Annotated in this window: 34 protein-coding genes; 29 read left to right on the top strand and 5 right to left on the bottom strand. The window is 56.8% G+C overall.

The window, feature by feature from the left end; all coding sequences use genetic code 11:
* Window positions 1-54 precede the first annotated feature (54 nt).
* The 28 genes from rplN to SJY32_RS11400 all read left to right on the top strand — a co-directional run bounded on the left by rplN (window position 55) and on the right by SJY32_RS11400 (window position 20235).
* Window positions 55-423 (top strand): 50S ribosomal protein L14, encoded by a 369-nt coding sequence (rplN, locus tag SJY32_RS11535; protein WP_022705624.1) that lies wholly within the window; start codon window positions 55-57, stop codon window positions 421-423.
* Window positions 423-728, top strand: a complete 306-nt coding sequence (gene rplX, locus SJY32_RS11530; RefSeq protein WP_376875223.1) for a 50S ribosomal protein L24 — start codon at window positions 423-425, stop codon at window positions 726-728. Before rplN ends, rplX begins: the two co-directional genes overlap by 1 nt.
* Complete coding sequence (gene rplE, locus SJY32_RS11525) at window positions 728-1288, top strand: 50S ribosomal protein L5 (protein WP_376875220.1); 561 nt, start codon at window positions 728-730, stop codon at window positions 1286-1288. The genes rplX and rplE overlap by 1 nt, the downstream gene beginning before the upstream one ends.
* Window positions 1289-1307: 19 nt before the next feature.
* Window positions 1308-1613 (top strand): 30S ribosomal protein S14, encoded by a 306-nt coding sequence (gene rpsN / locus SJY32_RS11520; RefSeq protein WP_376875217.1) that lies wholly within the window; start codon window positions 1308-1310, stop codon window positions 1611-1613.
* Between the two features lie 12 nt (window positions 1614-1625).
* On the top strand, window positions 1626-2024 hold the full coding sequence (gene rpsH / locus SJY32_RS11515; protein ID WP_376875214.1) for a 30S ribosomal protein S8: 399 nt from the start codon (window positions 1626-1628) through the stop codon (window positions 2022-2024).
* 10 nt (window positions 2025-2034) lie between these two features.
* Complete coding sequence (rplF, locus tag SJY32_RS11510) at window positions 2035-2568, top strand: 50S ribosomal protein L6 (protein ID WP_376875211.1); 534 nt, start codon at window positions 2035-2037, stop codon at window positions 2566-2568.
* An 11-nt stretch (window positions 2569-2579) separates the two neighbouring features.
* Complete coding sequence (gene rplR, locus SJY32_RS11505) at window positions 2580-2939, top strand: 50S ribosomal protein L18 (RefSeq protein ID WP_376875208.1); 360 nt, start codon at window positions 2580-2582, stop codon at window positions 2937-2939.
* A gap of 113 nt (window positions 2940-3052) precedes the next feature.
* A complete protein-coding gene (gene rpsE, locus SJY32_RS11500) occupies window positions 3053-3619 on the top strand; it encodes a 30S ribosomal protein S5 (protein WP_376875206.1) in 567 nt (188 codons plus the stop codon).
* Between the two features lie 11 nt (window positions 3620-3630).
* Window positions 3631-3822 carry a 50S ribosomal protein L30 gene (gene rpmD, locus SJY32_RS11495; RefSeq protein ID WP_376875204.1) on the top strand — a complete coding sequence of 64 codons (192 nt, stop codon included), beginning with the start codon at window positions 3631-3633 and terminating at the stop codon, window positions 3820-3822.
* Window positions 3823-3938: 116 nt separating this feature from the next.
* On the top strand, window positions 3939-4256 hold the full coding sequence (locus SJY32_RS11490) for a ribonuclease E inhibitor RraB (RefSeq protein WP_376875202.1): 318 nt from the start codon (window positions 3939-3941) through the stop codon (window positions 4254-4256).
* Between the two features lie 160 nt (window positions 4257-4416).
* Window positions 4417-4887 carry a 50S ribosomal protein L15 gene (rplO, locus tag SJY32_RS11485; protein ID WP_376875199.1) on the top strand — a complete coding sequence of 157 codons (471 nt, stop codon included), beginning with the start codon at window positions 4417-4419 and terminating at the stop codon, window positions 4885-4887.
* A gap of 103 nt (window positions 4888-4990) precedes the next feature.
* On the top strand, window positions 4991-6346 hold the full coding sequence (gene secY / locus SJY32_RS11480; protein ID WP_376875196.1) for a preprotein translocase subunit SecY: 1356 nt from the start codon (window positions 4991-4993) through the stop codon (window positions 6344-6346).
* Between the two features lie 59 nt (window positions 6347-6405).
* Window positions 6406-7059 (top strand): adenylate kinase, encoded by a 654-nt coding sequence (locus SJY32_RS11475; protein ID WP_376875193.1) that lies wholly within the window; start codon window positions 6406-6408, stop codon window positions 7057-7059.
* Between the two features lie 185 nt (window positions 7060-7244).
* Window positions 7245-7613: a 30S ribosomal protein S13 gene (gene rpsM, locus SJY32_RS11470; protein ID WP_376875190.1), complete on the top strand. Its 369-nt coding sequence runs from the start codon at window positions 7245-7247 to the stop codon at window positions 7611-7613.
* A gap of 15 nt (window positions 7614-7628) precedes the next feature.
* Window positions 7629-8018 carry a 30S ribosomal protein S11 gene (gene rpsK, locus SJY32_RS11465; protein WP_376875187.1) on the top strand — a complete coding sequence of 130 codons (390 nt, stop codon included), beginning with the start codon at window positions 7629-7631 and terminating at the stop codon, window positions 8016-8018.
* 116 nt (window positions 8019-8134) lie between these two features.
* Window positions 8135-9151, top strand: a complete 1017-nt coding sequence (locus SJY32_RS11460; protein ID WP_376875184.1) for a DNA-directed RNA polymerase subunit alpha — start codon at window positions 8135-8137, stop codon at window positions 9149-9151.
* Between the two features lie 151 nt (window positions 9152-9302).
* Complete coding sequence (gene rplQ, locus SJY32_RS11455; protein WP_376875182.1) at window positions 9303-9722, top strand: 50S ribosomal protein L17; 420 nt, start codon at window positions 9303-9305, stop codon at window positions 9720-9722.
* Between the two features lie 225 nt (window positions 9723-9947).
* Window positions 9948-10559 carry an autoinducer binding domain-containing protein gene (locus tag SJY32_RS11450; protein WP_376875179.1) on the top strand — a complete coding sequence of 204 codons (612 nt, stop codon included), beginning with the start codon at window positions 9948-9950 and terminating at the stop codon, window positions 10557-10559.
* A gap of 55 nt (window positions 10560-10614) precedes the next feature.
* Entirely contained in the window at window positions 10615-11202 is a 588-nt protein-coding gene (locus SJY32_RS11445; protein ID WP_376875176.1) for an acyl-homoserine-lactone synthase, read from the top strand.
* A gap of 100 nt (window positions 11203-11302) precedes the next feature.
* Complete coding sequence (locus tag SJY32_RS11440; RefSeq protein WP_376875173.1) at window positions 11303-12619, top strand: replication-associated recombination protein A; 1317 nt, start codon at window positions 11303-11305, stop codon at window positions 12617-12619.
* Between the two features lie 56 nt (window positions 12620-12675).
* A complete protein-coding gene (gene crcB / locus SJY32_RS11435) occupies window positions 12676-13053 on the top strand; it encodes a fluoride efflux transporter CrcB (protein ID WP_376875170.1) in 378 nt (125 codons plus the stop codon).
* Window positions 13050-14117 carry a pseudouridine synthase gene (locus SJY32_RS11430; protein WP_376875167.1) on the top strand — a complete coding sequence of 356 codons (1068 nt, stop codon included), beginning with the start codon at window positions 13050-13052 and terminating at the stop codon, window positions 14115-14117. The genes crcB and SJY32_RS11430 overlap by 4 nt, the downstream gene beginning before the upstream one ends.
* Complete coding sequence (locus tag SJY32_RS11425; protein WP_376875164.1) at window positions 14117-14779, top strand: HAD-IA family hydrolase; 663 nt, start codon at window positions 14117-14119, stop codon at window positions 14777-14779. The genes SJY32_RS11430 and SJY32_RS11425 overlap by 1 nt, the downstream gene beginning before the upstream one ends.
* On the top strand, window positions 14776-15483 hold the full coding sequence (locus tag SJY32_RS11420) for an ATP12 family chaperone protein (RefSeq protein WP_376875161.1): 708 nt from the start codon (window positions 14776-14778) through the stop codon (window positions 15481-15483). Before SJY32_RS11425 ends, SJY32_RS11420 begins: the two co-directional genes overlap by 4 nt.
* Window positions 15484-15707: 224 nt before the next feature.
* Window positions 15708-16724: an amino acid ABC transporter substrate-binding protein gene (locus SJY32_RS11415; protein WP_376875158.1), complete on the top strand. Its 1017-nt coding sequence runs from the start codon at window positions 15708-15710 to the stop codon at window positions 16722-16724.
* A 136-nt stretch (window positions 16725-16860) separates the two neighbouring features.
* Window positions 16861-18114, top strand: coding sequence for an amino acid ABC transporter permease (locus SJY32_RS11410; RefSeq protein WP_376875155.1), 1254 nt, complete (start codon window positions 16861-16863; stop codon window positions 18112-18114).
* A 1-nt stretch (window position 18115) separates the two neighbouring features.
* Window positions 18116-19432 (top strand): amino acid ABC transporter permease, encoded by a 1317-nt coding sequence (locus SJY32_RS11405; RefSeq protein ID WP_376875152.1) that lies wholly within the window; start codon window positions 18116-18118, stop codon window positions 19430-19432.
* A gap of 11 nt (window positions 19433-19443) precedes the next feature.
* Window positions 19444-20235: an amino acid ABC transporter ATP-binding protein gene (locus SJY32_RS11400; RefSeq protein ID WP_376875149.1), complete on the top strand. Its 792-nt coding sequence runs from the start codon at window positions 19444-19446 to the stop codon at window positions 20233-20235.
* A gap of 108 nt (window positions 20236-20343) precedes the next feature.
* On the opposite strand, the gene SJY32_RS11395 is transcribed toward SJY32_RS11400, so the two are convergent.
* Together SJY32_RS11395 and argB are read right to left on the bottom strand one after the other, a co-directional pair.
* Complete coding sequence (locus SJY32_RS11395; protein ID WP_376875146.1) at window positions 20344-20862, bottom strand: SixA phosphatase family protein; 519 nt, start codon at window positions 20860-20862, stop codon at window positions 20344-20346.
* Window positions 20863-21508: 646 nt separating this feature from the next.
* On the bottom strand, window positions 21509-22387 hold the full coding sequence (argB, locus tag SJY32_RS11390; RefSeq protein ID WP_376877702.1) for an acetylglutamate kinase: 879 nt from the start codon (window positions 22385-22387) through the stop codon (window positions 21509-21511).
* 142 nt (window positions 22388-22529) lie between these two features.
* Between argB and SJY32_RS11385 the strand changes: the two genes are divergently transcribed.
* Window positions 22530-23267 (top strand): SDR family NAD(P)-dependent oxidoreductase, encoded by a 738-nt coding sequence (locus SJY32_RS11385; protein ID WP_376875143.1) that lies wholly within the window; start codon window positions 22530-22532, stop codon window positions 23265-23267.
* A gap of 96 nt (window positions 23268-23363) precedes the next feature.
* On the opposite strand, the gene yihA is transcribed toward SJY32_RS11385, so the two are convergent.
* The 3 genes from yihA to yidC are packed head-to-tail and all read right to left on the bottom strand — an operon-like array spanning window position 23364 to window position 26571.
* The gene (gene yihA / locus SJY32_RS11380) at window positions 23364-24014 is read right to left on the bottom strand and encodes a ribosome biogenesis GTP-binding protein YihA/YsxC (protein ID WP_376875140.1); all 651 of its coding nucleotides are present in this window, start codon (window positions 24012-24014) and stop codon (window positions 23364-23366) included.
* Window positions 24014-24769: an MOSC domain-containing protein gene (locus SJY32_RS11375; RefSeq protein WP_376875136.1), complete on the bottom strand. Its 756-nt coding sequence runs from the start codon at window positions 24767-24769 to the stop codon at window positions 24014-24016. The genes yihA and SJY32_RS11375 overlap by 1 nt, the downstream gene beginning before the upstream one ends.
* Window positions 24766-26571, bottom strand: coding sequence for a membrane protein insertase YidC (yidC, locus tag SJY32_RS11370; protein ID WP_376875133.1), 1806 nt, complete (start codon window positions 26569-26571; stop codon window positions 24766-24768). Before yidC ends, SJY32_RS11375 begins: the two co-directional genes overlap by 4 nt.
* Window positions 26572-26731 lie beyond the last annotated feature (160 nt).

Below are 26731 nucleotides of genomic sequence, written 5' to 3'. Positions count from 1 at the left end.
TCGATACCCTGGGGCCCCCAATAGTGGGCGTCTCCAAAGGTCGGGAGAAACCAAATGATCCAGATGCAGACCAATCTGGATGTTGCTGATAACTCCGGCGCTCGCCGAGTTCAGTGCATCAAGGTTTTGGGTGGTTCGCACCGTCGCTACGCGTCGGTCGGCGACATTATTGTCGTTTCCGTGAAGGAAGCCATCCCGCGCGGTCGCGTAAAGAAGGGTGATGTCCGTAAGGCCGTTGTCGTTCGCACCGCCAAAGAAGTTCGTCGTGAAGATGGCACCGCCATTCGTTTCGACCGCAACGCCGCAGTCATCTTGAACAACCAAGGTGAGCCGGTCGGTACCCGTATCTTCGGGCCGGTCGTTCGTGAGCTTCGCGCGAAGAACTTCATGAAAATCATCTCGCTTGCTCCGGAGGTGCTGTAATGGCTGCGAAGCTTCGCAAAGGCGATAAAGTCGTCGTCCTCACGGGCAAGGACAAGGGTAAGCAAGGTGAAATCACCTCAGTTAACCCGACAGCAAACAAAGCGATCGTTGGTGGCGTGAAGATGGCTATCCGTCACACGCGTCAAACCCAGACGTCTGAGGGTGGCCGGATCTCGAAAGAGATGCCGATCGACTTGTCGAACCTCGCTCTCGTTGACGCGAATGGCAAGGCAACCCGTGTCGGCTTCCGCGTGGAAGAAGGCAAAAAGGTTCGCTTCGCTAAGACAACTGGGGAGGCGATCTGATGCTCGACCAAGCCAACTACACACCTCGTCTGAAGTCGCTCTACGCAGATTCGATCCGCGCTGCGATGAAGGAAGAGTTTTCGTTCAAAAACGAAATGCAGATCCCGCGTTTGGACAAGATCGTCCTGAACATGGGTGTCGGCGAAGCCGTTAAAGACACGAAAAAAGTCAAAAACGCCGCTGAGGAGCTCTCGCTCATCGCCGGTCAAAAAGCTGTCATCACCTACGCTAAGAAGTCGATCGCTGGCTTCCGCGTCCGTGAAGAAATGCCGCTGGGCTGCAAAGTCACTTTGCGTGGCGACCGGATGTTCGAATTCCTCGACCGTCTGATCACGATCGCATTGCCGCGCGTTCGCGACTTCCGCGGCGTTAAAGGCACTTCGTTCGATGGCCGTGGCAACTACGCGTTCGGGCTCAAAGAGCACATCGTGTTCCCAGAAATTGACTTCGACAAAGTCGACGAAGTTCTGGGCATGGACATCATTATCTGCACCACCGCGAAAGCGGATGCAGAAGCGAAAGCGCTGTTGAAGCATTTCAACATGCCGTTCAACAGCTGATCGCGGGGAGATAGACACAATGGCTAAAAAATCCATGGTTGCGCGGGAAGTGAAGCGTCAGAAGTTGGTTGCTAAGTACGCCGACAAACGCGCTGCACTGAAAGCGATCATTGAAAATCAGGATCTGCCGATGGAAGAGCGCTTCAAAGCGACGCTTCAACTGGCTGAACTGCCCCGCAATTCGTCGGCCACCCGCTTGCACAATCGTTGCCAGCTGACGGGTCGCCCGCATGCTTACTACCGTAAGCTCAAACTCTCGCGGATCATGCTGCGCGATCTGGCCTCCTTCGGTCAGATTCCGGGCATGGTGAAGTCGAGCTGGTAAGGAGATCGGGAAATGTCGATGAACGATCCTCTCGGCGATATGCTGACCCGTATCCGCAACGCGCAATTGCGCGGTAAATCCACCGTTGTCACGCCTGCGTCGAAGTTGCGCGCATGGGTTCTCGACGTGTTGGCAGCGGAAGGTTACATTCGCGGTTACGAGAAAACCACGGGCGCCGATGGGCACCCAGCAATCGAGATCAGCCTGAAGTATTTCGAAGGCACCCCTGTTATTCGCGAGATCAAACGCGTTTCGACACCGGGTCGTCGGGTTTATGCTTCGGTTAAAGAAATCCCAACAGTCCGTCAGGGCCTCGGTGTTTCGATCGTCTCCACGCCGAAAGGCGTTATGTCGGACGCGGCTGCACGCACTGCCAATGTTGGTGGTGAAGTGCTCTGCACCGTGTTCTAAGGAGGGCTCCATGTCTCGTATTGGTAAAAAACCGGTCGAGCTTGCTAGCGGCGTTTCGGCGTCTCTCTCGGGCCAGACCATCGAAGTGAAGGGGCCGAAAGGTACCCGCACTTTCACCGCAACGGATGACGTAACGATCGCGATTGACGGCCAAACCGTCTCCGTGACTCCGCGCGGTTCTTCGAAGCGCGCTCGTCAACAGTGGGGTATGACCCGCTCGATGATCGAGAATCTCGCAACCGGCGTGACCACGGGCTTCAAGAAAGAGCTCGAGATCCAAGGTGTGGGTTATCGCGCGGCGATGAACGGTAACGTTCTGAAGCTGTCGCTCGGTTATTCGCACGAGGTGAACTTTGAAGTTCCCGAAGGCATCACCGTGACAGCGCCGAAGCAAACTGAAATCGTTGTGGAAGGCATTGACCAACAGCAAGTTGGCCAAGTTGCTGCGAACATCCGTGAGTGGCGCAAGCCTGAGCCTTACAAGGGCAAAGGTATCCGTTACAAAGGTGAGTTCATCTTCCGCAAAGAAGGTAAGAAGAAGTAAGGGGCGTAGAAATGGCGAACAACAAACGACAGCTGTTCCTCAAGCGCCGCTTGCGCGTACGGAACAAACTCCGGGCTATGGCCAATGGGCGCGCGCGCCTTTCGGTTCATCGCTCGAACAAAAACCTCAGCGTCCAGCTGATCGACGACGTAAACGGCGTTACTCTCGCGGCCGCATCGACCCTCGAAAAGGATCTCGGTGTAGTTGGCAAGAACAACGTCGAAGCGGCTTCGAAAATTGGCGCTGCGATTGCAGAGCGCGCGAAAAAAGCTGGCATTGAAGAATGCTACTTTGATCGTGGCGGTTTCCTCTTCCACGGTAAGATCAAGGCTTTGGCCGACGCTGCCCGTGAAGGTGGTCTTAAGTTCTGATTTGGTGGGGGACGTTCGCGTCCCCCCGATGACCCGGGGGCGGCTTTCGGGCCGCTCACTTGGGTTGGATTTATCGGCGTGAAACCACGCCATTCACGAAAGGAATGCCTCAAATGGCAGAACGTGAAAACCGTCGGGACCGTCGCGAGACGCGCGAAGAAACCCCGGAATTCGCAGATCGTCTCGTAGCGATCAACCGTGTATCGAAAACCGTGAAGGGTGGTAAGCGCTTCGGTTTCGCAGCACTCGTCGTCGTCGGTGACCAACGTGGTCGCGTCGGCTTCGGCAAAGGTAAAGCGAAAGAAGTCCCTGAAGCGATCCGTAAGGCAACTGAGCAAGCGAAGCGTTCGCTCGTTCGTGTTGCATTGAAGGACGCACGGACCCTCCATCACGATATGGAAGGCCGTCACGGCGCTGGCAAAGTAGTGATGCGGACGGCTCCTGCCGGTACCGGTATCATCGCTGGTGGTCCAATGCGTGCAGTCTTCGAGATGCTCGGTGTGCAGGACGTTGTTGCGAAGTCGCTTGGCTCGCAGAACCCCTACAACATGATCCGCGCAACCATCGACGGCCTCAAGAAGGAAGCCTCGCCACGTCAAATCGCGCAACGTCGCGGTAAGAAAGTGGCAGACATCCTGAAGAAGCCGGAAGCCGAAGCTGACGCTACGGCTGAAGCATAAGGAGCTCGGACATGTCGAAAAAAACTATCGTTGTGAAGCAAACTGCTTCGGCGGCTCGCCGTCCGGCGATCCAAGCTGCGACCCTCAAGGGTCTTGGCCTTGGCAAAATCAACCGCACACGTGAGCTGGAGGATACTCCTTCGGTCCGCGGTATGGTCAACAAGATCCCGCATCTCGTGACCATCGTGGAAGAGAAGGGCTAAGTAGCCCCTCTTGAAAATTTTGAAACGCCCCGCCAAATGGTGGGGCGTTTTCATTTGCGGGTCATCCACAGGTATTGGAGCGTGGGTGTTATCGGGCACATCAAGGAGGCCGGAAAATGGACTTGTCAGCACAGAAAACAGAGACCGAGGCGATCTTCGAGCAGATCAGGGCGGACCACGGCTTGCCCGCGTCAGCTGTGGTGAGCTTCCAATTCGTCGATGATGAGGGTGCGGCTGATTTTGAAGCCTTTATCGATGCGGTGGAGGCGGCAGGCTATGCCGCTGATTGGATTGAGGATGAGGATTGCGTCGAGGTCACGACGGGCGATGAACCGTTGACGGTCGAGGGCCTATGGACACATGAGGAACGCTTGACTGTGCTCGCTGATGGGTTTGGACTTGAGCCCGATGGGTGGGGTTTCTTCGGCGGGTGATCGAAGCCTTGCTATCGTGGCGCGTCGCCTGTATAGCCGCGCGGTGGCCTCTGTTGGGGCCAAGAATCATTGCGTGGGTAATTCCCCCGCTTCAAGTAAAAAATGCCGTGTTTGCCCCATCCGTCGCTGGTAGGGCAGTTCCGGCCAAGGAGATAGCGACATGAAACTTCATGAACTTTCAGATAATGCCGGCGCAGCGAAACGCAAAAAGCGCGTAGCACGTGGCCCTGGTTCGGGCAAAGGTAAGATGGGTGGCCGCGGTATCAAGGGTCAAAAATCGCGTTCGGGCGTCGCCATCGGCGGCTACGAAGGCGGCCAGATGCCACTGTACCGCCGTTTGCCGAAGCGCGGCTTCACGGCGCCGAATGCTAAATCCTTCGCGGTGACCAACATCGGCGCGATCGAAAAGTTCATCGCTGAAGGCAAACTCGACGGTAAAGTTGAGATCACCGAGGATATCCTCGTCGCTTCGGGCCTCGTGCGCCGCAAGCTGGACGGGATCCGGGTGCTTGCCAAGGGTCAAGCAACTTCGAAATTGATCCTCAACGTGACCGGTGCTTCCAAAGCAGCTATCGAAGCTGTTGCAAAAGCTGGCGGCACGCTGACGGTTGCGGTTGCTGCGGCTGAATAAGCGGTTGTGAGTAGGGCTGCGCCCGCTTACATAGGCAACTAGGTTTCCAAGCACCGCCGACCGGAAACGGTCCGGCGGTGCTTTCATGAAAGAGACAGGTCACATGGCATCTGCTGCAGAGCAAATGGCGGCGAATCTCAGCTGGGGCGCCTTGGGTAAGGCAACCGAGCTTCGTCAGCGCATCTTCTTCACTATCGGTATGCTGATGGTTTACCGCCTCGGCACGTATATCCCGGTCCCAGGTATCGACGCAGCTGCGCTGCGTGAATTCATGGACGGCGCTTCGGCGGGCCTCGGCGGCATTCTGTCGATGTTCACCGGCGGCGCGCTTGGCCGGATGGGTATCTTCGCTCTCGGGATCATGCCGTATATTTCGGCGTCGATTATCGTTCAGCTCATGTCTTCGATGTTCCCAGCTTTGGAACAATTGAAGAAAGAGGGCGAGCAAGGCCGTAAGAAAATCAACCAGTATACGCGTTACGCGACGGTGCTACTCGCGCTGTTCCAAGCGTGGGGATTGGCGGCGTCCTTGGAGGCCGGTGATCTGGCGCATGATCCGGGCCTGTTCTTCCGCTTGACGGTCGTCGTCACGCTTGTCGGCGGCACAATGTTCCTGATGTGGGTGGGTGAACAGATCACCGCTCGCGGTATCGGCAACGGTATTTCGCTGATCATCTTCGTTGGCATTGTTGCAGAAATTCCAGCGGCGCTGGCTCAGTTCCTGAGCCAAGGTCGTTCCGGCACCATCCACTGGGGTGTTATCCTTGCTGTGATCGTTATGGTGGTCGCGGTAATTGCATTCGTTGTGTTCATGGAGCGGGCGCTCCGGAAGATTCATATTCAATACCCCCGCCGTCAGGTCGGGATGAAGGTCTATGACGGCGGATCGTCGCACTTGCCGATCAAGGTAAACCCAGCCGGTGTTATCCCTGCGATTTTCGCGTCGTCGCTTCTTTTGTTGCCAACGACGATCGCGACGTTCTCGGGGGATTCGACTGGCCCGATCATGTCAACGATCCTCGCCTACTTTGGGCCAGGTCAGCCGCTCTACCTTCTGTTCTTCGTGACGATGATCGTCTTCTTCTCGTATTTCTACACCGCGAATGTGGCGTTTAAATCCGACGAGGTCGCTGAGAACCTTCAAAAGCAAGGGGGGTTCATTCCTGGCATCCGTCCGGGGCGTAAGACAGAGGATTACCTTGATTACGTCGTCGCTCGGATTTTGGTCCTCGGGTCTGCTTATCTCGCGGCGGTTTGCCTTCTGCCTGAAATCCTGCGTTCGCAGCTGGCCATTCCGTTCTACTTCGGCGGTACGTCGGTTTTGATCGTGGTTTCGGTGACGATGGACACGATCAACCAGATCCAATCCCATCTGCTCGCGCATCAGTACGAGGGGCTCATCGAGCGCTCGCAACTGCGTGGGAAGCGGAAAGCGAAAAAAGCACCTACGCGCCGCTAACGCGCGTAGGCTATTCCATACGAACTTCGCCGGCGTGCTCGTTAGCTAGAGGAAAAATTATGATCAACATCATCCTGCTTGGACCACCGGGCGCTGGTAAAGGGACGCAAGCGCGCAAGCTCGTTGAGGAGCGGGGCATGATCCAGCTCTCGACCGGTGATATGTTGCGGGCGGCGATGGGCTCCGGCTCTGAGATGGGTAAAAAAGTTGCGGATGTTATGAGCCGCGGCGAATTGGTGACGGATGAGATCGTGATCGGCTTGATCGAGGAGCAGATCAAGACCGCGGGCGGAAACGGGTTTATCTTTGATGGCTTCCCGCGCACGCTTCCACAGGCCGACGCGCTCGGCCAATTGCTCGCGCGCAATGGTGCTTCGTTGAATGCCGTGATTGAGATGCGGGTCGATGATGCTGCCTTAGTTCGCCGCATTACGGGCCGTTTCACTTGCGGTAATTGTGGTGAGGTCTATCACGATGAGACCAAGCCGACGAAGGTCGAGGGCACTTGCGACGAATGTGGATCGCACGATCTCAAGCGTCGCGCAGATGACAATGCTGAAAGTCTCAAGACTCGCCTGATGGAATATTACAAAAAAACGTCGCCGTTGATCGGGTATTACTACGCGCAGGGCGATTTGTTTGGCGTCGATGGCCTTGCGGAAATCGACGAGGTCGCGCGCCAAATGGCAGAGATTCTCGATCAGCAAGCATGAAATTATCGTGATGGCTTGACCGAAGCGGAAATTCGCTCTAGGTCACGTCGTCTCGAAGGAGAATCGCTGCGGGGTATCGGGTTTTCCCACCTGCCGTAGTGATCGTTCCGCCAGCAGGGAAAACTGATGGTGGAGTTGTGAAAAAAGGTTCTGGGGTTACGGAACCGCAACAATAAGGATTACGCATGGCACGTATTGCTGGCGTCAACATTCCGACCGGGAAACGCGTCCCGATCGCATTGACCTACATCACCGGTATTGGTTCGCATACCGCTGAACTCATCTGCGAAGGCGTCGGCATCGACCGCACCCGTCGCGTCAACGAGCTTTCGGATTCCGAAGTGCTCGCGATCCGTGAATACATCGATGCTAACTTCACCGTGGAAGGCGACCTGCGTCGCGAGACCACGATGAACGTGAAGCGTTTGATGGATCTGGGTTGCTACCGCGGTCTGCGCCATCGTCGCAACCTGCCGGTGCGCGGTCAACGGACCCACACCAACGCTCGTACCCGTAAGGGCCCTGCAAAAGCCATCGCTGGCAAGAAGAAGTAAGGGGAGCGTTGAAATATGGCACGTGATAAAACCCGCGTTAAACGCAAAGAACGTAAAAACATCGCAGCTGGTGTTGCGCATGTGAACTCGTCGTTCAACAACACCAAAATCCTGATCTCCGACGTTCAGGGCAACGCTATCTCTTGGTCGTCCTCGGGCACCATGGGCTTCAAGGGTTCGCGTAAGTCGACCCCTTATGCCGCACAGATGGCTGCTGAAGATGCTGGCCGCAAGGCACAAGAACACGGCGTGAAAACGCTTGAAGTTGAAGTGCAAGGCCCAGGTTCGGGCCGTGAGTCGGCGCTTCGCGCGTTGGCTGCTGCTGGCTTCAACATCACGTCGATCCGCGACGTGACGCCGATGGCGCATAACGGTTGCCGTCCGCCGAAGCGCCGCCGCGTCTAATTCGACTATTGCGATCTAAGCCGTGTGGAAACATCCGCACGGCTTAGGTCTTTTCTTACTTTTCCTCGGGCGTTTTCGCGTTGATCATGATGCGAAAACTGGAATGGAGGCACTGCATGATCCACAAGAATTGGGCCGAGCTGATCAAGCCACAACAGCTTGACGTCAAAGCGGGCAACGATCCCCAACGCCAAGCTACCGTCATCGCAGAGCCGCTCGAGCGCGGCTTTGGCCTGACATTGGGTAATGCCCTGCGTCGCGTATTGATGTCGTCGTTGCAAGGTGCGGCAATTACCTCCGTGCAGATAGACAACGTCCTCCACGAGTTCTCCTCGGTGGCTGGTGTGCGTGAAGACGTCACCGACATCGTTCTGAACCTCAAAGGTGTTGCTCTGAAGATGGAAGTCGAAGGGCCGAAGCGTCTTTCGATCTCCGCGAAAGGTCCGGGCATTGTCACGGCCGGTGATATCTCCGAGTCGAACGGCATCGAAGTTCTCAACAAAGATCACGTGATCTGTCACCTCGATGACGGCGCCGACTTGTTCATGGAACTCACCGTGAATACCGGCAAAGGCTATGTTGCCGCGGATAAAAACCGTCCGGAAGACGCGCCGATTGGCCTTATTCCGATCGATGCGATTTATTCGCCGGTCAAGAAAGTGTCCTACGAGGTTCAACCGACCCGCGAAGGTCAGGTTCTCGATTACGACAAGCTGACGATGAAAATCGAGACCGATGGCTCGCTCACGCCAGATGACGCAGTGGCTTACGCTGCGCGCATCTTGCAAGACCAGCTCGGCATCTTCGTGAACTTCGACGAGCCGGAATCGGCTTCGAAGCAAGACGCTGATGACGGTCTCGAGTTCAACCCGCTTCTGCTCAAGAAAGTGGACGAGTTGGAGCTTTCGGTGCGTTCGGCAAACTGCCTCAAGAACGACAACATCGTCTACATCGGTGATCTGATCCAGAAAACCGAAGCAGAGATGCTCCGCACGCCAAACTTCGGTCGTAAGTCCCTTAACGAGATCAAGGAAGTGCTTTCGGGCATGGGCCTGCATCTCGGGATGGAAGTCGAAGACTGGCCGCCGGAAAACATCGAAGATCTGGCTAAGCGTTTTGAGGATCAATTCTGATACGCACGGCTTGACTAAAGAGAGGGGCGTGGGTAACACGCCCCTTATTCAATGCCAGCGTCGGCTGGGAAAATATGGGCACCAATGCCCCAAGGAGAGCAGACCCGCACGCAGGGCTGCCGGACAAAGTAAAGCGCTATAGGAGATTACCATGCGTCACGCTCGCGGTTACCGCCGTCTAAACCGTACTCATGAACACCGCAAAGCGCTGTTCGCTAACATGTGCGGCTCGCTCATTGAGCACGAACAAATCAAAACCACTTTGCCAAAAGCGAAAGAGCTTCGCCCGATCATCGAAAAGATGATCACCTTGGCAAAACGTGGCGATCTTCACGCCCGCCGTCAGGCCGCGTCGCAGCTGAAGCAAGACAAGTATGTTGCCAAGCTGTTCGATATCCTCGGCCCGCGCTACAAAGAGCGCCAAGGTGGTTACATCCGCATCATGAAAGCCGGCTTCCGCTATGGCGACATGGCTCCGATGGCAATCATCGAATTCGTTGAGCGCGATACCTCGGCTAAAGGCGCTGGCGATAAAGCTCGCGTTGAAGCAGAGCTGAACGCAGCGGACTAAGCCTTACGCTTACGTTACGTTATAGAAACCCCGCCCTTAATCGGCGGGGTTTTTTCATATCTGACGTGTTCTGGTTAAAATGGGCCGATACAGCGATATCTTTCGCCGGATTGAGTGGCCAGTGCGCGTAGATATGTTCGGTGAGTGCGGTGAAGTGCATACAAGTTTAGGTTGACGCTGGAAGGCGAAACCTATCTAAAAAGACAGGTTTAAGGCGGAATCGCAATGTCAGCGAAGAGTGCAATTGATTTGCAATTAAATGAACTTAGTCAGCTTTCCCCGCAGGGGTATTATGTCGGTGTGCACATTCGTTTGGCCGCACCGCTTATGGCATTTATGACTTATCCGCAGGCTTGGGTGGATCACTACACCAATCAGGCCTTCGCCATGCGTGATCCCACGATCGCATGGGGCTTTGCCACGACGGGCGCAACGCGCTGGTCCGAAATGCAAATTCCTGATCCCTTCGGAATCTTAGAGCAAGCGGCCGAGCATGGCCTTCGCTATGGGCTGACCATGTCGTGTGGCCCGATTTCGTCTCGAACAATCGCATCGGTCGCTCGCGATGATCGAGAGTTCTCCGATGACGAAATGGCGCGCGTTCTGGCCGTGATCGAACGTTTGCACGAGATGACCGAACCTCCAGAGAGCCTCACGAAGGCTCAGATCGAAGCTCTGCGGCTAATTGCTGCGGGAGATCGGCATGCGGCAGCCGCCGCGAAGCTTGGCATCTCCGAAAGTGCGCTGAAAGCGCGGCTTGTCTCTACCCGTCAACGTTTGATGGCCCGAACCCTCGCCGAGGCGATCCAGCGTGCTAAGGATTCGCGCTTGCTATAATGTCGTCTTCCGCTCCGCAGGGACTTTGTTCCTCAACCTGTCTGGAGACGGCATCATGCAAACTACAACTCTCTCGTTCGAGAACCTGCATAATCATGGCGAATTGTTTGCGAACTTGTTTCGCGCGCGTAAAGAGTCCTTCATTGTTCAAAAGAAATGGAACCTCCCCGAGGCGATGGGGATGGAATTCGATCAATATGACACGCCTCAGAGCCGTTGGATCGCGATCCACGAGAATGGGCGGGTTCTCGCAGGGATTCGCCTGACGCCGACCACAGCGCAATGCGGGATCTATAGCTACATGATCCGGGACGCTCAGCGCAGCTTGCTGTCGTCGATTCCGAAAGATTTGGTCGACGGAGAGGCGCCGGTTGCGGAGCACGTCTGGGAGTGTTCGCGGGTGTTCGTGTCAAATTGCACGCCGCTTGCTGAACGGATGCGGGTGCACTCAACGATGATCGACGCGATGGTCAAGACCGCACGCGAGCTTGGCGCGACGCAAGTGTTAGCGCTCACAGCTGCTAGCTGGCCGTTGTGGACAAAACGTTGCGGGCTTGAGACCCGTCCGCTGGGGCCGCGTGTCTTCATTGATGACGGGGATTATCAAGTGGTTTGCTTCGATCTCGCGGTTAAGCTGCACTGATCGACCCGCTGGTGCGTGGCGATATGCCGTGACAGCGCATAGACATGCCATTCGCGCAGGAGGGCTTTTCGTTTGCCCTTCTGCGCGCTAGCAATTGGCTATGGCAGATCTTTTCGACACAACCTCCGCGCCTCAGTCGGCCACCACCGATGCGCCCCGCCCATTGGCCGATCGGATTCGTCCACGCGCTTTGGCGGACGTCATCGGGCAATCGCATGTCTTGGGGGCGGAGGGGCCGCTCGGGTCTATGTTGGCAAGTGGCTCACTATCGTCTTTGATCCTTTGGGGCCCACCCGGCGTCGGCAAAACCACTATCGCTCGGTTGCTCGCCGACGAATCGGATCGTGTTTTTGTCCAGATATCGGCGATTTTCACGGGCGTTCCCGATCTTCGTAAGGTTTTCGAAGCCGCAAAGCTTCGTCGCGGGCAGGGGCGCGGCACGCTCTTATTCGTGGATGAGATCCACCAATTCAACAAAGCCCAGCAGGATAGCTTCCTTCCTCATATGGAGGACGGTACGATTGTCCTTGTCGGCGCGACGACCGAAAACCCGTCATTCGAATTGAACGCCGCTGTGCTTTCGCGCGCTCAGGTGATTGTGCTTGAGCGTCTGACGCTTGTTGATCTTGAATTGATGGTGCAGCGGGCTGAGAGCGCATTGGAGCGCGAGTTGCCGCTTGACGGTGCCGCACGTGAGGCTTTGCTGGAGATGGCGGATGGCGACGGTCGCGCGCTTCTGAACCTCATCGAGCAGGTGATGGCGTGGAAAGTGGCGGGTAAGCTCGACACCTCCGCACTGTCATCGCGATTGATGAAGCGCGCCGCAAAATACGACAAATCTGGCGATGAACATTATAACCTGATCTCGGCCCTTCATAAATCCGTCCGGGGTTCTGATCCCGATGCTGCGCTCTATTGGTTTGCGCGGATGCTGGAGGGGGGCGAGGACCCGCGGTATCTGGCGCGCCGGTTCGTGCGGATGGCGGTAGAAGATATTGGCCTCGCGGACCCGCAGGCGCAAACGCACTGTCTCCACGCATGGGAGATTTATGAGCGGATCGGCTCGCCCGAGGGTGAATTGGCCTTGGCGCAAGCGGTGATTTATCTCGCACTCGCGCCGAAATCGAACGCGGGATATGTCGCTTACAAAGCCGCACGCGCTGAGGCACGGCGAACCGGATCAGAGCCACCACCCAAGCACATCTTGAATGCTCCGACCAAGCTTATGGGCGAGCAGGGCTACGGCGCGGGCTATGCATACGATCATGATGCCGAAGATGGTTTCTCGGGGCAAAACTACTTCCCCGATACGATGAAACGTCCCATTCTCTATCAACCGGTTGAGCGCGGGTTTGAGCGAGATCTGAAGAAACGCGTCGACTGGTTTGCGAAACTGCGGGAGAAGCGTAATACGTAAGGGCATAGCGGCCAAGTAGCGTTGACTTCTCAAGCCTCAAGGGTCAAGGAACGCGGATGATCCAGACACTGATCCCTGTCGCCCTCGGAGGGGCAATTGGCGCGTCACTGCGCTACGGCGTCAATGTGGCGGCGCCGCGGCTATTTGGCCACGGTTTTCCGTTCGCGACGCTCACGGTCAATGTCTTGGGAAGTTTTTTGATGGGACTTCTCGTCGTGATCCTCGCGCATAAGACGGGTACGCGTTATGCGCCGTTTTGGCTGACGGGGGTTTTGGGCGGATTTACGACTTTCTCGGCGTTTTCGTTGGATGCGATAACGCTGTATGAGCGAGGCCAGATGGGCTTCGCCTTCGTTTATGTGGCAGGGACGGTGATCGTCGCCTTGGCCGCTGTTTTTCTTGGAATGACGATCGCGCGGGAGTGGTTCGCATGAGCGTTCAATTGATCAGAATTCGGGAAGATGAAGGCGAGCAACGTTTGGATCGTTGGCTTAAGAAGCGGTTTGAAAAGCTCGGGCAGGGTGCGATTGAGAAGCTCTGCCGCACGGGGCAGATCCGTGTTGATGGCGCGCGGGCGAAAGCATCAACACGTGTGGCGCCTGGGATGGAGGTGCGTGTGCCTCCGCTGCCCAAGCCCAATCCGATGCAATTTGGAGGCGAAGATTACGTTGCGCCCTCGCAGCGCCCGCGGAAAATCACGCCCGAAGACGAGGCGATGATCCAGTCCTGCGTGCTCTGGAAGGACGAGCATATCATCGCGATTAACAAGCCCGCTGGCCTGCCCTCGCAGGGGGGCTCCGGTCAGGGCGATTTGCATGTCGACAAGCTCTCGGAAGCCTTGATGTTCGGTTACAAAGATAAGCCGAAACTGGTTCATCGCCTCGATAAGGACACCTCGGGTGTCTTGCTGCTCGCACGCACCGATAGAATTGCGCGGGCCTTGTCCGAGATGTTCCGCAATAAAACCACGCGCAAAATTTATTGGGCCGCCGTCGCAGGCGTTCCGCACCCGCGTATGGGCACCATCCGGTTTGGCTTGATGAAAGCGGGCGGACACGGCCATCGCGGTGAGGGCGAGAAGATGATCTGCGTGCATCCCGCCAAGCTCGACGATTATCCCGAGGCTAAACGCGCGACGACCGACTATGCGACACTCGATCTTGCAGGCAGCCGCACCTCGTGGTGTGCCCTGGTGCCGATCACGGGCCGCACGCACCAGCTGCGCGCGCATATGGCGGAGTTGGGTCATCCGATTATCGGTGACGGCAAATATGGCGGTTCGGGGCAGGAAAACTTGGGCGACGGATGGGGCGCGCAGTTGGGCGGCGATATTTCGCGTAAGCTGCACCTGCACGCGCGTCAGATTTCGTTCGATCATCCGATCAAAAAGACACGTGTCACGATTGTTGCCCCGCTCCCCGACCATATGGAGCACACGTGGGATGTCTTTGGTTGGAACCCCACCGAAGTGCCAGCGGATCCATTCGAGGACCGTTGATGCGGCTGGCAATTTTTGACGTAGACGGGACTATTTCGGATAGTCAGGCGAATATTCTCGAGGCAATGCGCTTTGCCTTCGGGCAGGAGGGGCTTGTCCCTCCGCCGCGAGACGAGATTTTGTCGATTGTCGGTTTGTCGCTTCCCGAGGCAGTTGCGCGGCTGGTTCCCGATGTCGATCCGGCGCGGCGCGCAGTGATCGTGGATGGCTATAAGGCGAGTTTCATGCAGGCGCGCATCGCGCACCCCGCGCCGCTTTATGCGGGGGCAGAGGCGCTGTTGCGGCGCTTGGCCGCGCGGGATGACATCTTGCTCGCCGTAGCGACAGGGAAATCGCGCCGCGGCTTGCGTGCGTTGATCGAGCATCACCGATTGGAGAAGATTTTCGTTTCCCTACAGGTCGCAGATGATCACCCTTCAAAGCCAAGCCCTTCTATGGTGTTGGCGGCCTTGTCGGAGACGGGCTGCGCCGCCGAGCGCGCGGTGATGATCGGGGATACAAGTTTCGATATGGAGATGGGCGCGGCGGCGGGCGTTTCTACGATTGGCGTGAGCTGGGGGTACCACCCCGTCGCCGATCTTGAACGCGCTGGCGCGGGGCTGATCGTGGATGATTTTGAGGCGCTGGAGCGGAGCATCGACGCGCAACTGGGGGCGGTATGAGTGATTGGGTCGCAAAGCGGTTTTGGAAAACGGCAGCGCCGATTGAGGATGCTACCGGATTTCTGATTGGGCTTGATGGGCGTCAGGTAAAGACACCCGCAAAGGCGGCGCTATGCGTGCCGACGCGCAGTTTGGCGGATGCAATCGCCGCTGAATGGGATGCGCAGGTTGGAAAAATCGATCCGACGACAATGCCCTTCACTCGCATGGCGAACTCGGCTCTCGATAAAGTCACGCCGCAAAAAGATGCGGTCGTGGCGATGTTGGCCGAATACGGAGGAACGGACCTGCTTTGCTACCGTGCCTTGGGGCAGGACGATTTGGAGGCACGACAAAAAGCCGCGTGGGATCCGATTCTGATATGGGCGGCGCAAAAATTTAATGCGCCTCTCGCGGTAACAAACGGTGTGATTCCGATTGACCAACCGGCCGAATCATTAACGCGCCTGCATGCGGAAGTTGCGACGTTCGACGCCTTCCAGATTGCCGCGTTCCATGACCTCGTTGCGATCTCAGGATCGCTGGTTTTGGCCCTTGGCGTAACGCATGGACGGCTTTCGGGGGCGGATGCGTGGGATGTCTCACGCGTGGATGAAACTTTTCAGAGCGAAGCATGGGGCGTAGATGAGGAGGCCGAGGAATTGGCCGCCTTTAAGCGCGAGGCGCTGCTGCATGCCGAACAATTCTGGGCGATGTGCTCATAAGTTCCGCGTTTCTATCCTGATGATAAAAGTGTTATTTTGCAATCACTTGCTCATTTTTTAAGCAGGTGTCTGCATAGTAAGCATGCAAATAGCACTGTCTTCACTTGACGTTCCAAACCGATTTGGCACACACTTAGCTCACTGAGGTCAACTCATTCAATTATGGTTCGGAATAGGACCACGCGACCGCACCATTTCGGGCGGCAACTCAGGAAGAGGTAAACATGAAAAAATCCGTATTTCTCGGCACGCTAGCTTTTGCGGGTCTCTCGGCAGGTCTCGCAGCGGCGGGCACTCTCGATGACGTAAAAGCACGTGGCGAATTGAACTGCGGCGTCAACACGGGTCTGGTCGGCTTTGCTGCCCCGGATGCGAACGGCAACTGGGCCGGTTTCGACGTAGCAATCTGTAAAGCTGTCGCTGCGGCTGTTTTGGGTGACGCATCGAAGGTTAAATATGTTCCGACCACTGGCGAGACTCGCTTCTCGACCTTGTCCTCGGGCGAAACCGACATGCTGTCGCGGAACTCCACATGGACCTTCTCGCGCGACACCGACCTTAAGCTCGATTTCGTCGGCGTGAACTACTACGACGGTCAAGGCTTCATGGCGCGTAAAGATCTCGGCGTGACCTCGGCGAAAGAGCTCGATGGCGCATCGATCTGCATCCAGACTGGTACGACGACCGAATTGAACTTGGCTGACTACTTTAAAGCCAACAACATGACGTATCAGCCTATCGCCGTGAACTCGAACGCCGAAGGTGAACAGCAGTATCTCGCAGCAGCTTGCGACGCGTATACGACTGACGCTTCGGGTCTCGCAGCAACGCGCGCAGCGTTTGCTGATCCGGAAAACCACATCATCCTTCCGGAGATCATTTCGAAAGAGCCACTCGGGCCTGCAGTTCGCCACGGCGACAATCAGTGGGGCGATATCGTCCGCTGGACTCTCAACGCGTTGGTTGCTGCTGAAGAATACGGCGTGACCTCGGCAAACGTTGAAGAGTTGTCCAAGGGCACTGAAAACCCGGAAATCAACCGTCTCCTCGGCGTTGATGGCGAACTCGGCAAAATGACCGGTCTGGACAACGAGTGGGCGAAACGCGCGATCATGGTTGCTGGCAACTATGGCGAGATCTTCGCGGCGACCATCGGTGAATCGACCCCGATCGGCCTCGCACGCGGTCTGAACGCGCAGTGGACACAAGGCGGCCTGCTGTACTCGCCTCCGTTCCGTTAAGATTTTCTGAGGGGGGCGCGTAAGGAAACCCTTGCGCGCCCCTTTTTTCGTTTCTAGCGATCAGAACCTTCTCGCGAAAGTAACCATACAACCAAGGGCACAAGCCCAGCTCGCGCGTTGGAACAGGGGAAAAAGAATGACGACTCAAGCGTCAGTGCCGGGCCAAGGCTTCCGGTTCAGTCAACTTATCTACGATACACGTTATCGCTCGATCACTATTCAGATCGTTGTCTTATTGCTTTTCATGGCGGCTGCTGGTTGGTTGGTAGATAACACCATTCGCAATCTCGCCGCGCAGGGCAAAGACTTTAACTTCAGTTTCCTATGGAATCGCGCCGGCTATGATATTGGCCAGCAATTGATCCCCTATACCAATGACGACACCCATTTCAGGGCGCTCTTGGTCGGGTTGGTCAACACGATTTGGGTGGCGATTCTGGGCTGCATCACGGCGACGATTGTCGGCGTATTTGTTGGTGTACTTCGCTTGTCGAACAACTGGCTCGTGGCGCGGTTAATGACGATCTACGTGGAGGCCTTCCGGAACATCCCCGTTCTGCTTTGGATCCTCGTCGCATTGGCCGTTCTAACCGAGATCGCACCGGCTCCAAACGCCTACCGCGGTGACAACTCTGCGTCCTCGATGATCCTTGGCGAGTCCGTTGCGTTTACAAACCGGTATACGGCCATCCCTGCGGTTGCATTCGACAACAGCCTCGGTGCCATTAACACGCCGCTTTTGCCGATCTCGCTGAATATTGTCGCGCTGTTTGTCGTTTTCGGGGCATCGTTCTTCGCCTACAGGAAGCTTGCAGCACATGCGAATGCACAGCAGGAGGCGACCGGCCTTCGCCCGAAAACTTGGTGGAAATCCGCTCTGATCCTGATCGTGCCGACGGCACTTGTGCTGGTCGCGCTCGGCTTCCATCTCGTACTGCCAAGTCTTAAAGGGTTTAACTTCACGGGTGGCAATAATATTTCCAACGCCTTTGTGGCGCTTTGGATTGGCTTGTCACTCTACACCGGCGCTTTCATCGCAGAAATCGTTCGGGCAGGTATCATGGCTGTATCGAAGGGCCAATCCGAGGCGGCTTTCGCTTTGGGCCTCCGGCCAGGTCGGACGATGAACCTGATCATCTTGCCGCAAGCGCTTCGTGTCATCATTCCCCCGCTGATTTCGCAGTTCCTCAACCTCACCAAGAACTCGTCGCTCGCGATTGCGGTGGGCTATATGGATCTTCGGGGAACCCTCGGCGGTGTGACGCTGAACCAGACAGGCCGCGAGCTTGAGTGCATTTTGCTTCTCGCTCTGATCTATCTGATTTTGTCACTCACGATCTCGGGGTTGATGAACATCTACAACAAATCCGTTAAGTTGAAGGAGCGTTGAGATGAGCGACACACACGCACATACGATCGCTTACGTCCGCAGTGACATGATCCCCGCCCAACCCGCGCCCGTCGCGGAAGCAGGGGCCGTGAAGTGGCTACGCGAGAACCTCTTTTCGAGCGCCCTCAACACCGTGCTGACGATTGCGGGCATTTTCTCGGTATACTTCCTGTTCACCCATTTCTTCCCTTGGTTCCGCCACGGGGTCTGGAATGCAAACTCAATTGCGGAATGCCGCACGATTATCGCCGCACAGTTCGGTGAGGACGCCACAGGGGCGTGCTGGGGTGTTATTCGGGAACGCTGGCACCAGTTTACATTCGGCTTTTATCCGCCGGAGCTCTACTGGCGTCCGGTTCTGAGCTTCGTGCTCTTGTTCGTTGCTTTGGCACCGGTGCTCTTCACAAATCTCCCTCGCGGGATGCTGAAGTTCACCCTCGTCTATCCGCTCGTCGCAATCTTCCTGCTCTGGGGCGGGTCCGCTTGGACGGAGATCATGATCGCCGCCGGTTTCGCGCTTGGCTATGTCGGTTGGGTGACGCTCGCGCCCCGCAATGCGATTATCGGGACAGTTGCTGCGGTGCTTGCGCCAGTCTTGTTCTGGCTATTTGCCGCAGAACCGCTTGGTGATCTGCTGCAAAGCATTGTTCCGCTCTCCATTGAATCCGTATCGTCCGATCGCTTCGGGGGCTTCCTGCTCGCGGTGACTATCGGTGTTGGCGGGATTGTAATGTCGCTTCCGTTGGGCGTGATCCTTGCCTTGGGGCGCCAATCGGACATGCTGTTGGTCAAATCGCTCTCGGTTGGGTTCATCGAATTCATCCGCGGCGTGCCGCTCATCACCTTGCTGTTCGTGGCCTCGCAATTGTTGAACTACTTCCTCCCTCCGGGGACGCAGTTCGATATCATTTTGCGGGTTATGATCCTCGTGACGCTGTTTGCCGCTGCTTACATCGCGGAGGTTATCCGTGGTGGTCTCGCCGCCTTGCCGCGCGGTCAGTACGAGGCGGCAGATGCGCTCGGTCTTGATTACTGGAAAGCACAGCGGCTGATCATCTTGCCGCAGGCGTTGAAGATCTCCATCCCGGGCATCGTTTCGACATTTATCGGGATGTTCAAAGATACCACACTCGTCACCTTCGTCGGCCTCTACGAGCCACTGAAATCGATCCCTGATTTCATTCGCGCTGATTTCGCGTGGAAGGGCACTTACTGGGAATATTTCGTCTTCGTTGGCGCAATCTTCTTTATCATTAACTTCGGCATGTCTCGCTACGCTATGTATCTCGAGACCAAGCTGAAACGCGACCACCGCTGAGGAGCCGCATCATGACAGAACCGCATTTTGACCGTGAAGTGAAACGCAGCCAGATGGGCGTCAGCGACGAAGTCGCGATCCAGATCAGCAATATGAACAAGTGGTATGGTCAGTTCCACGTGCTGCGTGACATCAACCTGACTGTACAGCAGGGCGAGCGTATCGTGATCGCGGGGCCTTCGGGTTCGGGGAAATCGACCCTGATCCGGTGCATCAACCGTCTTGAAGAACATCAGGCCGGCCAGATTGTTGTGGATGGCACGGAGCTGACGTCCGACCTTAAAAATATTGATAAGGTTCGGTCCGAGGTCGGTATGGTGTTCCAACACTTCAACCTGTTCCCACACCTGACGATCCTTGAGAACCTTACGCTTGCGCCGATTTGGGTCCGTAAAACACCCAAGAAGGAAGCAATCGAGACGGCGATGTATTACCTCGAAAAGGTGAAGATCCCCGAGCAGGCGCATAAATATCCTGGTATGCTTTCGGGCGGGCAACAGCAACGTGTGGCCATTGCACGGTCGCTATGTATGAAACCGCGCATCATGTTGTTCGATGAACCAACCTCGGCGCTTGATCCGGAGATGATCAAAGAGGTCCTCGATACCATGATCGAACTTGCGGAAGAAGGTATGACGATGCTTTGCGTAACGCACGAAATGGGCTTCGCCCAAGCCGTGGCAAACCGCGTGATCTTCATGGACCAAGGTCAGATTGTTGAGCAAAATAACCCGCATGACTTCTTTAACAACCCGCAGTCCGATCGGACGAAGCTGTTCTTGAGCCAGATTCTGGGTCACTAAAAGAAGCGCGTGATAGGGTAGGCGATCTGCCCTATCACGCGGCACCATTACTAAAACTGGGGGCGTAGCTAAGACTGCGCCCCCAGTTTTTTGGCGAAATGCTTGTTGCTATCCGCGCCGTGTCGGCAAAAAGAATTCGACAAGATCGCCTGTTCCCAGCGCGATTTCGGCCCATGAATCGATCGGGAAATCGATAATCAGCGTCGCAGTTGTCGGATATTTCCGAAACTCCGGCGTATAGATCGGCTTCGCGGGAAGCATCGCCGCGAATTCGGCGATCCCGGGGTTATGGCCGATCATCATGACTGTGCGCGCAGAAGCAGATTTCAGCTGAGCAAGCATGATCTCTGGCGGCGCATGATAGAGGTCATCAATATAACGCACCTCTGGCCGGGTCTCCAATGCCGCAGCCTGCACGTGATCCCAAGTCTCGCGCGTACGTGTCGCGGAAGAGCAAAGGACCTCCTCAGGCTCCAGCCCGCGCGAGGCGAGGAAATCACCCAGCTCGCGCGCAGCGTTTTTTCCTCGTGCATTCAAGGGACGATCGCGATCTGCCATCAGCGGGTCATCCCAGCTGGATTTCGCGTGACGGGTGAGGATTAAACGGTGGTAGCCAATAGGTGTCATCGGTGAAAATGCCTCATGTGCCATGCGGATTGTTCAGGCAGCCTGCCATAGGTTTCACTCAACGGGCAAGCGGCGCGAGCAACACAACCGTGAGTTAAGCACTTATTTTCTTCCGGTTGATCCAGAAATCGGTGGCAGGCCTCCGTATCGTACCCGCTCGGCGTGAGCGCGCCGACTGGGCAAGCCTGCAGGCACGGCGCCTCACAGGACACGCAAGGAGGGTCGGCAGGGGATGGCAGGTTGTGCCGCCCTTCGATCCAGACCGCGCCTCGCCAAGATGCCCAAAGGCCCATGCGATCATGTACCAATAACGTAACCGGCGAAGGCCGTGCGGCGTTTGATGCGAGCGCCCAAGTGATAAACGGATGCCATGGAGGGCCACCAAAGGGGAGATATGCGGTCCCGCCGGCTTTTGAGGCGATATCGCTGATAACGCGGGACGACCATCGATCAATCGGGTCCGGCGCAGCGTCGCGAAACTCGGGTGAAGCCGTTAGATGTGCCCAAAACCCCGGCTCGTTTGGTGATAGCAGAAAGAGCGTGCCGTCCGCAGGCAAGTGATGCTCGGGCGCGGAATGAAACGCGCCCGAGAGAAACAGTTGATGCTCCGAGGCAAAGGCCTCCAACGCCTCAACCGCAGTGGGCATTATTTCTCGCGCGGTGTGACACGCGGTGTCGTGCGACGGATCAGTGAGCCTGCGCCGTGATCCGTGAACAGTTCCAAAAGGCATGCATTCGGGACGCGACCGTCAAGGATTACCACAGCGCGCACGCCTTCCTCAATCGCCGCAAGTGCGGTTTCGGTTTTCGGAATCATGCCACCCGCAATCGTGCCATCCGCAATCATGGCGTGGACGTCTTCAGGAGTCATCTGGGTGACGATCTCGCCGTCCTTGTTTTTCACGCCTGAAACATCGGTCAGAAGCAAAAGGCGGTCGGCCTGTAGGGCGCCCGCAATCGCGCCGGCTGCCGTATCGCCGTTGACGTTAAACGTCTCGTTGTCGGCCATACCTGTCGCGACAGGCGCGACGACCGGAATGATGCCTGCGTTGAACAGGTCCCGCAGCACTTGCACGTTCATTTCGACTGGGCGGCCCACAAAGCCGAGTTCAGGGTCATCCGCCTCGCAGACCATCAGATCGTCATCTTTGCCGGACAGGCCTACCGCGCGGCCGCCTTCATCCATAATCGCTTGGACGATGCGCTTATTGACCAAACCCGTTAGCACCATCTCGACGACTTCTACCGTCGCTTTATCGGTGACGCGCTTGCCGCGCACGAATTCTGACTGGATCCCGAGTTTCCCGAGCATCTCGTTGATCATCGGCCCGCCGCCATGCACCACAACTGGGTTCATGCCAACCTGACGCATCAGGACGATGTCGCGGGCGAATTCCGCCATCGCGGCTTCGTCGCCCATCGCGTTGCCGCCAAATTTGACGACCACGACCGCGCCCGTATAGCGCTGAAGGTAGGGGAGAGCTTCGGAGAGCGTCCGAGCGGTGGCGATCCAGTCACTGTTCATATTTTGCTTTCTCATAGCGGCCTTCCGAGGGAAATGCCTCTTAGTGTTAAGGGTAAGAGGCGTGGGTGCCAAGCGGAAAGCAGGATCTGTCTTGCGCCTACAGGTGGCGCGGGTAGGGTGACGCGAAGCGAATGAGGGGCTGATGATGGCGGATGAACGGAAAGTTATGTTGCTCACTGGGGCGAGCCGCGGCATCGGTCATGCGGCGGTTCAACGCTTTGCAAAAGGCGGTTGGCGGGTCATAACCTGTTCGCGCCATCCCTTCCCCGAGAAATGTCCTTGGGGCGGTGGCCGAGAGGATCACATCCAGATTGACCTTGCGAGCCCAAAAGCGACGATGGAAGCCGTTGAGGAAATCCGCCGCCGTTTGGACGGCAAGCTACACGCGTTAGTCAATAATGCGGGCATTTCTCCGAAAGGTGAGGGTGGGGCGCGTTTGAACACGCTGGAGACCGATCTTGCGACATGGGGGCAGGTCTTCCACGTCAATTTCTTTGCGTCGATCGTTCTTGCGCGGGGGCTAAAAAACGAACTCGCAGCGGCCAAGGGCGCGGTCGTAAACGTGACCTCCATCGCTGGTGCGCGCGTTCATCCGTTTGCGGGGGCCGCTTACGCGACATCGAAGGCTGCGCTTGCTGCGCTGACGCGCGAAATGGCGCATGACTTTGGTCCGCTGGGCGTGCGCGTAAATGCGATTGCACCCGGCGAAATTGAGACGTCGATACTTTCGCCTGGCACCGAAAAGATAGTTGAAACGCTTCCCCTTCGCCGCTTGGGGCAACCGAGCGAGGTGGCGGATGTTATCTGGTTCTTGTGCTCTGACGCGTCAAGCTATGTGACGGGCACAGAGATCGAGGTCAACGCAGGTCAGCATGTCTGACGGGCCAGGCCTTTGACGTGAGTCGCTCCTTGGTATGTTTTTGGCGACGGCAATCGCGATACCCCCCCCAACAGCGGAAGGCATCGCGATCGAGCGTTATTCGAGCGTCGCGATAACGGCGCGTAGGGTTTCGATACCGTCGCCTTTCTCCGAGGAGGTGACGATAATTTCGGGGTAGGCGGCGACGTGCTTGGTCAGCGCCGCTTTCACTTGGGCGATATTCTTCTCGCGCTCGGTTTTGCCAACCTTGTCAGCTTTGGTCATCACAACCTGAAAAGTGACAGCCGAGCGATCGAGAAGAGTCAGGATTTCCTCGTCCACAGATTTAATTCCATGGCGCGTATCGATCAGGACAAAAACACGGCGAAGCGTTGCGCGGCCCGAAAGGTAAGCCTTCAGCAATTCCTGCCATTTTCGCACAATCGCAACCGGAGCCTCGGCATAGCCATAGCCCGGAAGGTCGACGAGATACGGGCCGTCTTCGGTGGTGAAAAAGTTGATTTCCTGCGTCCGTCCGGGCGTGTTCGACGCGCGTGCCAAGTTTTTGCGGTTGGTGAGCGCATTGATCAAGGACGATTTCCCGACATTCGAGCGCCCCGCGAAGCAGACCTCCATCCGGTCATCCGGCGGCATACCCGACATCGCGACGACGCCCTTAAGAAAGTCCACGGGTGCGGCGAACATGAGGCGCCCACGTTCGCGGGCGAATTGATCGGGCTCGGGGGCGAGGTCGAATTTCATTTCCATTAGAGGATCTCCAATCTGTCGCCGCGGGTGATTTCGCCTGATTGGACGACGGTGGCGTAAATGCCGAAGTCCTGATGGCCCCAGCCGTCGCGCAGCGCTTTGAGCGTATCTGCATCGGCCTGACCTGTGGCGGGATTAACGGTGGTTGCTTTGCAACGTGTGATGCGCTCGGCCACCTCAAGTATAGCCCCGCCCAAGCGGAGTTTTTTGCCGAGCAGATCAAATTCTTCGAAAGGAGCAAGACCGTCTAGCCAAAGATTCGCACGCCAGCGGTGGATGGAAAGCTCGACGCCGAGACGCTCAGAGAGTTCGGCATTCGAGGCAGTGCCAATGATCGACAGGTAGGGTTCAGGTACATCTGCCAGCGCCTGATCGGGCACCGAAACAAGATGAGCTGGACGGGACTTGTCCGCAGGCCAGAGAGGGGAAACCCACTCGAGGAGTTTGGCCTCATCGTGCTCGGGTGAGAATGTGATCTCGCCCGCGCTCGGATGGGTCAGCGTTATTGTGTCATCTTTTAGGGATGCGCGGATCGCCATAAGGTCGTGCCCCGTCACGCCGCGCAGGAAATTCACCTTAGGCGCCCACGCCTGCGGCTGTCCGCTCGGGGTATCGGCAAATTTTGCGCCGGTATGTGAAATTGCCCAGTGGCGATCAAAGGGAAGCGCGCGCCCCTTCTCCAAGGGCGCGCGTTCGATTTCCTCATATCCGACCGATTTTATAGGGTGCCGGATGATGTGGCGTAACGTGATCATTTCTTCGTCTCGGTCGGCTTCTTTTTGCGGAAGCCTTCCTTGATGTTCCCGAAGATATCGGGGCGTTTATGGTGCATCGTCATGATCGTATACTGCTGGATAAAGGTAATTGTGTTGTTGGTGATCCAGTAGATAACGAGGCCAGAAGCGAACGAGCCGAGCATAAACATGAAGATCCAAGGCATCCACGCGAAGATCGCTTGTTGTGTCGGATCCGCAGGTGCCGGGTTCAGCTTTTGCTGGAACCACATCGAGATGCCTAGGAGGATCGGCAAAACACCCAAAGAGAGGATGAAGAAAATCGATCCCGGTTCGGGCGTCGCATAAGGCAGGAGGCCGAAAAGGTTGAGAATCGACGATGGATCGGGCGCGGACAAATCCTTGATCCAGCCAAAGAATGGCGCATGACGCAATTCGATGGTGACGAAAATAACCTTATAGAGCGAGAAGAAGATCGGGATTTGCAGGAACATCGGCAGGCACCCTGAGGCAGGGTTTACCTTGTTCGTCTTGTAAAGCGCGATCATCTCCTGTTGGAGCTTCATCTTGTCATCGCCCGCCTTCGCTTTCAGCGCTTCCATCTCCGGCTGCAACTCTTTCATGCGCGCCATTGAGATGTAGGATTTGCGAGCCAGCGGGAAAACAGCCAGTTTGATGACGAAGGTCAGCGCGATGATCGCGAGGCCCATGTTGCCGATCAGCCCGTGGAGGGTGTGCAACAGCCAGAACATCGGCTTGGTGAAGAAGAAGAAGATGCCCCAGTCGATGGAGTCGATGAACCCGACGATGCCTTTGTCGGCCTCATAATCCTTGATGGTTTCCCATTCTTTTGCACCAGAGAACAGCATCGTCGAGACGCTGGAATTCGCGCCGGCGGCAACTTCGACCACAGGAAGGCGAGCTTCCGTTTGGTAGATTTCGCCGTTGGGCGTGTATTTCACAACCGATTTGAACCCTTGACCAGGCATCGGCGCGATTGTCGTCATCCAATATTTATCGGTGATCCCCACCCAGCCATTCTCGGTGACGTCAACGACCTCGGCTTGGCCTTCGCGCTCATCCGTGTCGAGCTTGGTGATGTCTTTGTATTTTACTTCTTCAAGCTTGCCGTCCGACATCCGCACCGCGCCCTCGTGGAGCACATAAAACGCATTGCCTTCTGGGCGACCGTGGCGGGCGACGATGCCGTAGGGCGCAAGGCGGACGGCCGCGCCTGTGTTGTTCTCGACGCTTTGCGTCACGGTGAACAAGAACTTTTCATCTACGGAGACTTCGCGGTGGAAGATAAGACCCGCGCCGTTATCCCAACTCATTTTGACGGGGGTGGTGGGGGTCAATGTGTTTGAGCCATCAGCGGTCCAGCGCGTGTTCGCATTGGGGACGAGGGCAGGGTCCATCGATCCGGCAGGGAGCCAGCCATAGACGGCGTAATAGGGCTTCTCGGCGTAGTCAGTACCGACAGGCGCGAGAAGGCGGACATCGGCGGAGCCTTCGTCGAGCGTTTCTTTGTAGGACTTGAGCAAGAGATCGTCGATCCGACCACCGATCAGCGAGATCGATCCCTCAAGCGCGGGGGTGTCAATCGCGATGCGGGGCGCGTCTGCCGTCTCGGCCTCGGCCGGCGTCGTTGATGTCGTGCCTGCTGATTGCGAAGTCGCAGCGGGGGGCGTTGCCGCCAGTTGTTCGGTCGTCGTCGCGACCTGCTCTGGCGCAACATCCTCAGGTGCGAAGAAGAAGGTCCAGCCGATGATCACCGCGAAGGAAAGCACCGTTGCAAGGATGAGATTCTTATTGTCGTCCATTAGGGAAAGCCCACCAGCCATTTCGGAAGTTCGAGAGGGTTCAATCGAAGGGGGGGGCAAAGGTCAAGGGGTTTTCCCTAAACGGGCAGGTTTGGGGGGCGTTTCAGCTATAAAAAGTGAACGCGGCGAAGTTGCGGGCCTTTGCCCTCGGGAAAGAGTG

The organism is Albirhodobacter sp. R86504 (assembly GCF_042466415.1).
In the GTDB taxonomy this organism is placed as follows: Bacteria; Pseudomonadota; Alphaproteobacteria; order Rhodobacterales; family Rhodobacteraceae; genus Albirhodobacter.
This window is presented reverse-complemented; position numbering and strand designations above follow the sequence as displayed.

Bases quoted from the DNA above. Each gene is read 5' to 3' on its own strand.
- rplN (WP_022705624.1), top strand. From the start codon at position 55: ATGATCCAGATGCAGACCAATCTGGATGTTGCTGATAACTCCGGCGCT.
- rplX (WP_376875223.1), top strand. From the start codon at position 423: ATGGCTGCGAAGCTTCGCAAAGGCGATAAAGTCGTCGTCCTCACGGGC.
- rplE (WP_376875220.1), top strand. From the start codon at position 728: ATGCTCGACCAAGCCAACTACACACCTCGTCTGAAGTCGCTCTACGCA.
- rpsN (WP_376875217.1), top strand. From the start codon at position 1,308: ATGGCTAAAAAATCCATGGTTGCGCGGGAAGTGAAGCGTCAGAAGTTG.
- rpsH (WP_376875214.1), top strand. From the start codon at position 1,626: ATGTCGATGAACGATCCTCTCGGCGATATGCTGACCCGTATCCGCAAC.
- rplF (WP_376875211.1), top strand. From the start codon at position 2,035: ATGTCTCGTATTGGTAAAAAACCGGTCGAGCTTGCTAGCGGCGTTTCG.
- rplR (WP_376875208.1), top strand. From the start codon at position 2,580: ATGGCGAACAACAAACGACAGCTGTTCCTCAAGCGCCGCTTGCGCGTA.
- rpsE (WP_376875206.1), top strand. From the start codon at position 3,053: ATGGCAGAACGTGAAAACCGTCGGGACCGTCGCGAGACGCGCGAAGAA.
- rpmD (WP_376875204.1), top strand. From the start codon at position 3,631: ATGTCGAAAAAAACTATCGTTGTGAAGCAAACTGCTTCGGCGGCTCGC.
- SJY32_RS11490 (WP_376875202.1), top strand. From the start codon at position 3,939: ATGGACTTGTCAGCACAGAAAACAGAGACCGAGGCGATCTTCGAGCAG.
- rplO (WP_376875199.1), top strand. From the start codon at position 4,417: ATGAAACTTCATGAACTTTCAGATAATGCCGGCGCAGCGAAACGCAAA.
- secY (WP_376875196.1), top strand. From the start codon at position 4,991: ATGGCATCTGCTGCAGAGCAAATGGCGGCGAATCTCAGCTGGGGCGCC.
- SJY32_RS11475 (WP_376875193.1), top strand. From the start codon at position 6,406: ATGATCAACATCATCCTGCTTGGACCACCGGGCGCTGGTAAAGGGACG.
- rpsM (WP_376875190.1), top strand. From the start codon at position 7,245: ATGGCACGTATTGCTGGCGTCAACATTCCGACCGGGAAACGCGTCCCG.
- rpsK (WP_376875187.1), top strand. From the start codon at position 7,629: ATGGCACGTGATAAAACCCGCGTTAAACGCAAAGAACGTAAAAACATC.
- SJY32_RS11460 (WP_376875184.1), top strand. From the start codon at position 8,135: ATGATCCACAAGAATTGGGCCGAGCTGATCAAGCCACAACAGCTTGAC.
- rplQ (WP_376875182.1), top strand. From the start codon at position 9,303: ATGCGTCACGCTCGCGGTTACCGCCGTCTAAACCGTACTCATGAACAC.
- SJY32_RS11450 (WP_376875179.1), top strand. From the start codon at position 9,948: ATGTCAGCGAAGAGTGCAATTGATTTGCAATTAAATGAACTTAGTCAG.
- SJY32_RS11445 (WP_376875176.1), top strand. From the start codon at position 10,615: ATGCAAACTACAACTCTCTCGTTCGAGAACCTGCATAATCATGGCGAA.
- SJY32_RS11440 (WP_376875173.1), top strand. From the start codon at position 11,303: ATGGCAGATCTTTTCGACACAACCTCCGCGCCTCAGTCGGCCACCACC.
- crcB (WP_376875170.1), top strand. From the start codon at position 12,676: ATGATCCAGACACTGATCCCTGTCGCCCTCGGAGGGGCAATTGGCGCG.
- SJY32_RS11430 (WP_376875167.1), top strand. From the start codon at position 13,050: ATGAGCGTTCAATTGATCAGAATTCGGGAAGATGAAGGCGAGCAACGT.
- SJY32_RS11425 (WP_376875164.1), top strand. From the start codon at position 14,117: ATGCGGCTGGCAATTTTTGACGTAGACGGGACTATTTCGGATAGTCAG.
- SJY32_RS11420 (WP_376875161.1), top strand. From the start codon at position 14,776: ATGAGTGATTGGGTCGCAAAGCGGTTTTGGAAAACGGCAGCGCCGATT.
- SJY32_RS11415 (WP_376875158.1), top strand. From the start codon at position 15,708: ATGAAAAAATCCGTATTTCTCGGCACGCTAGCTTTTGCGGGTCTCTCG.
- SJY32_RS11410 (WP_376875155.1), top strand. From the start codon at position 16,861: ATGACGACTCAAGCGTCAGTGCCGGGCCAAGGCTTCCGGTTCAGTCAA.
- SJY32_RS11405 (WP_376875152.1), top strand. From the start codon at position 18,116: ATGAGCGACACACACGCACATACGATCGCTTACGTCCGCAGTGACATG.
- SJY32_RS11400 (WP_376875149.1), top strand. From the start codon at position 19,444: ATGACAGAACCGCATTTTGACCGTGAAGTGAAACGCAGCCAGATGGGC.
- SJY32_RS11395 (WP_376875146.1), bottom strand. From the start codon at position 20,862: ATGACACCTATTGGCTACCACCGTTTAATCCTCACCCGTCACGCGAAA.
- argB (WP_376877702.1), bottom strand. From the start codon at position 22,387: ATGAACAGTGACTGGATCGCCACCGCTCGGACGCTCTCCGAAGCTCTC.
- SJY32_RS11385 (WP_376875143.1), top strand. From the start codon at position 22,530: ATGATGGCGGATGAACGGAAAGTTATGTTGCTCACTGGGGCGAGCCGC.
- yihA (WP_376875140.1), bottom strand. From the start codon at position 24,014: ATGGAAATGAAATTCGACCTCGCCCCCGAGCCCGATCAATTCGCCCGC.
- SJY32_RS11375 (WP_376875136.1), bottom strand. From the start codon at position 24,769: ATGATCACGTTACGCCACATCATCCGGCACCCTATAAAATCGGTCGGA.
- yidC (WP_376875133.1), bottom strand. From the start codon at position 26,571: ATGGACGACAATAAGAATCTCATCCTTGCAACGGTGCTTTCCTTCGCG.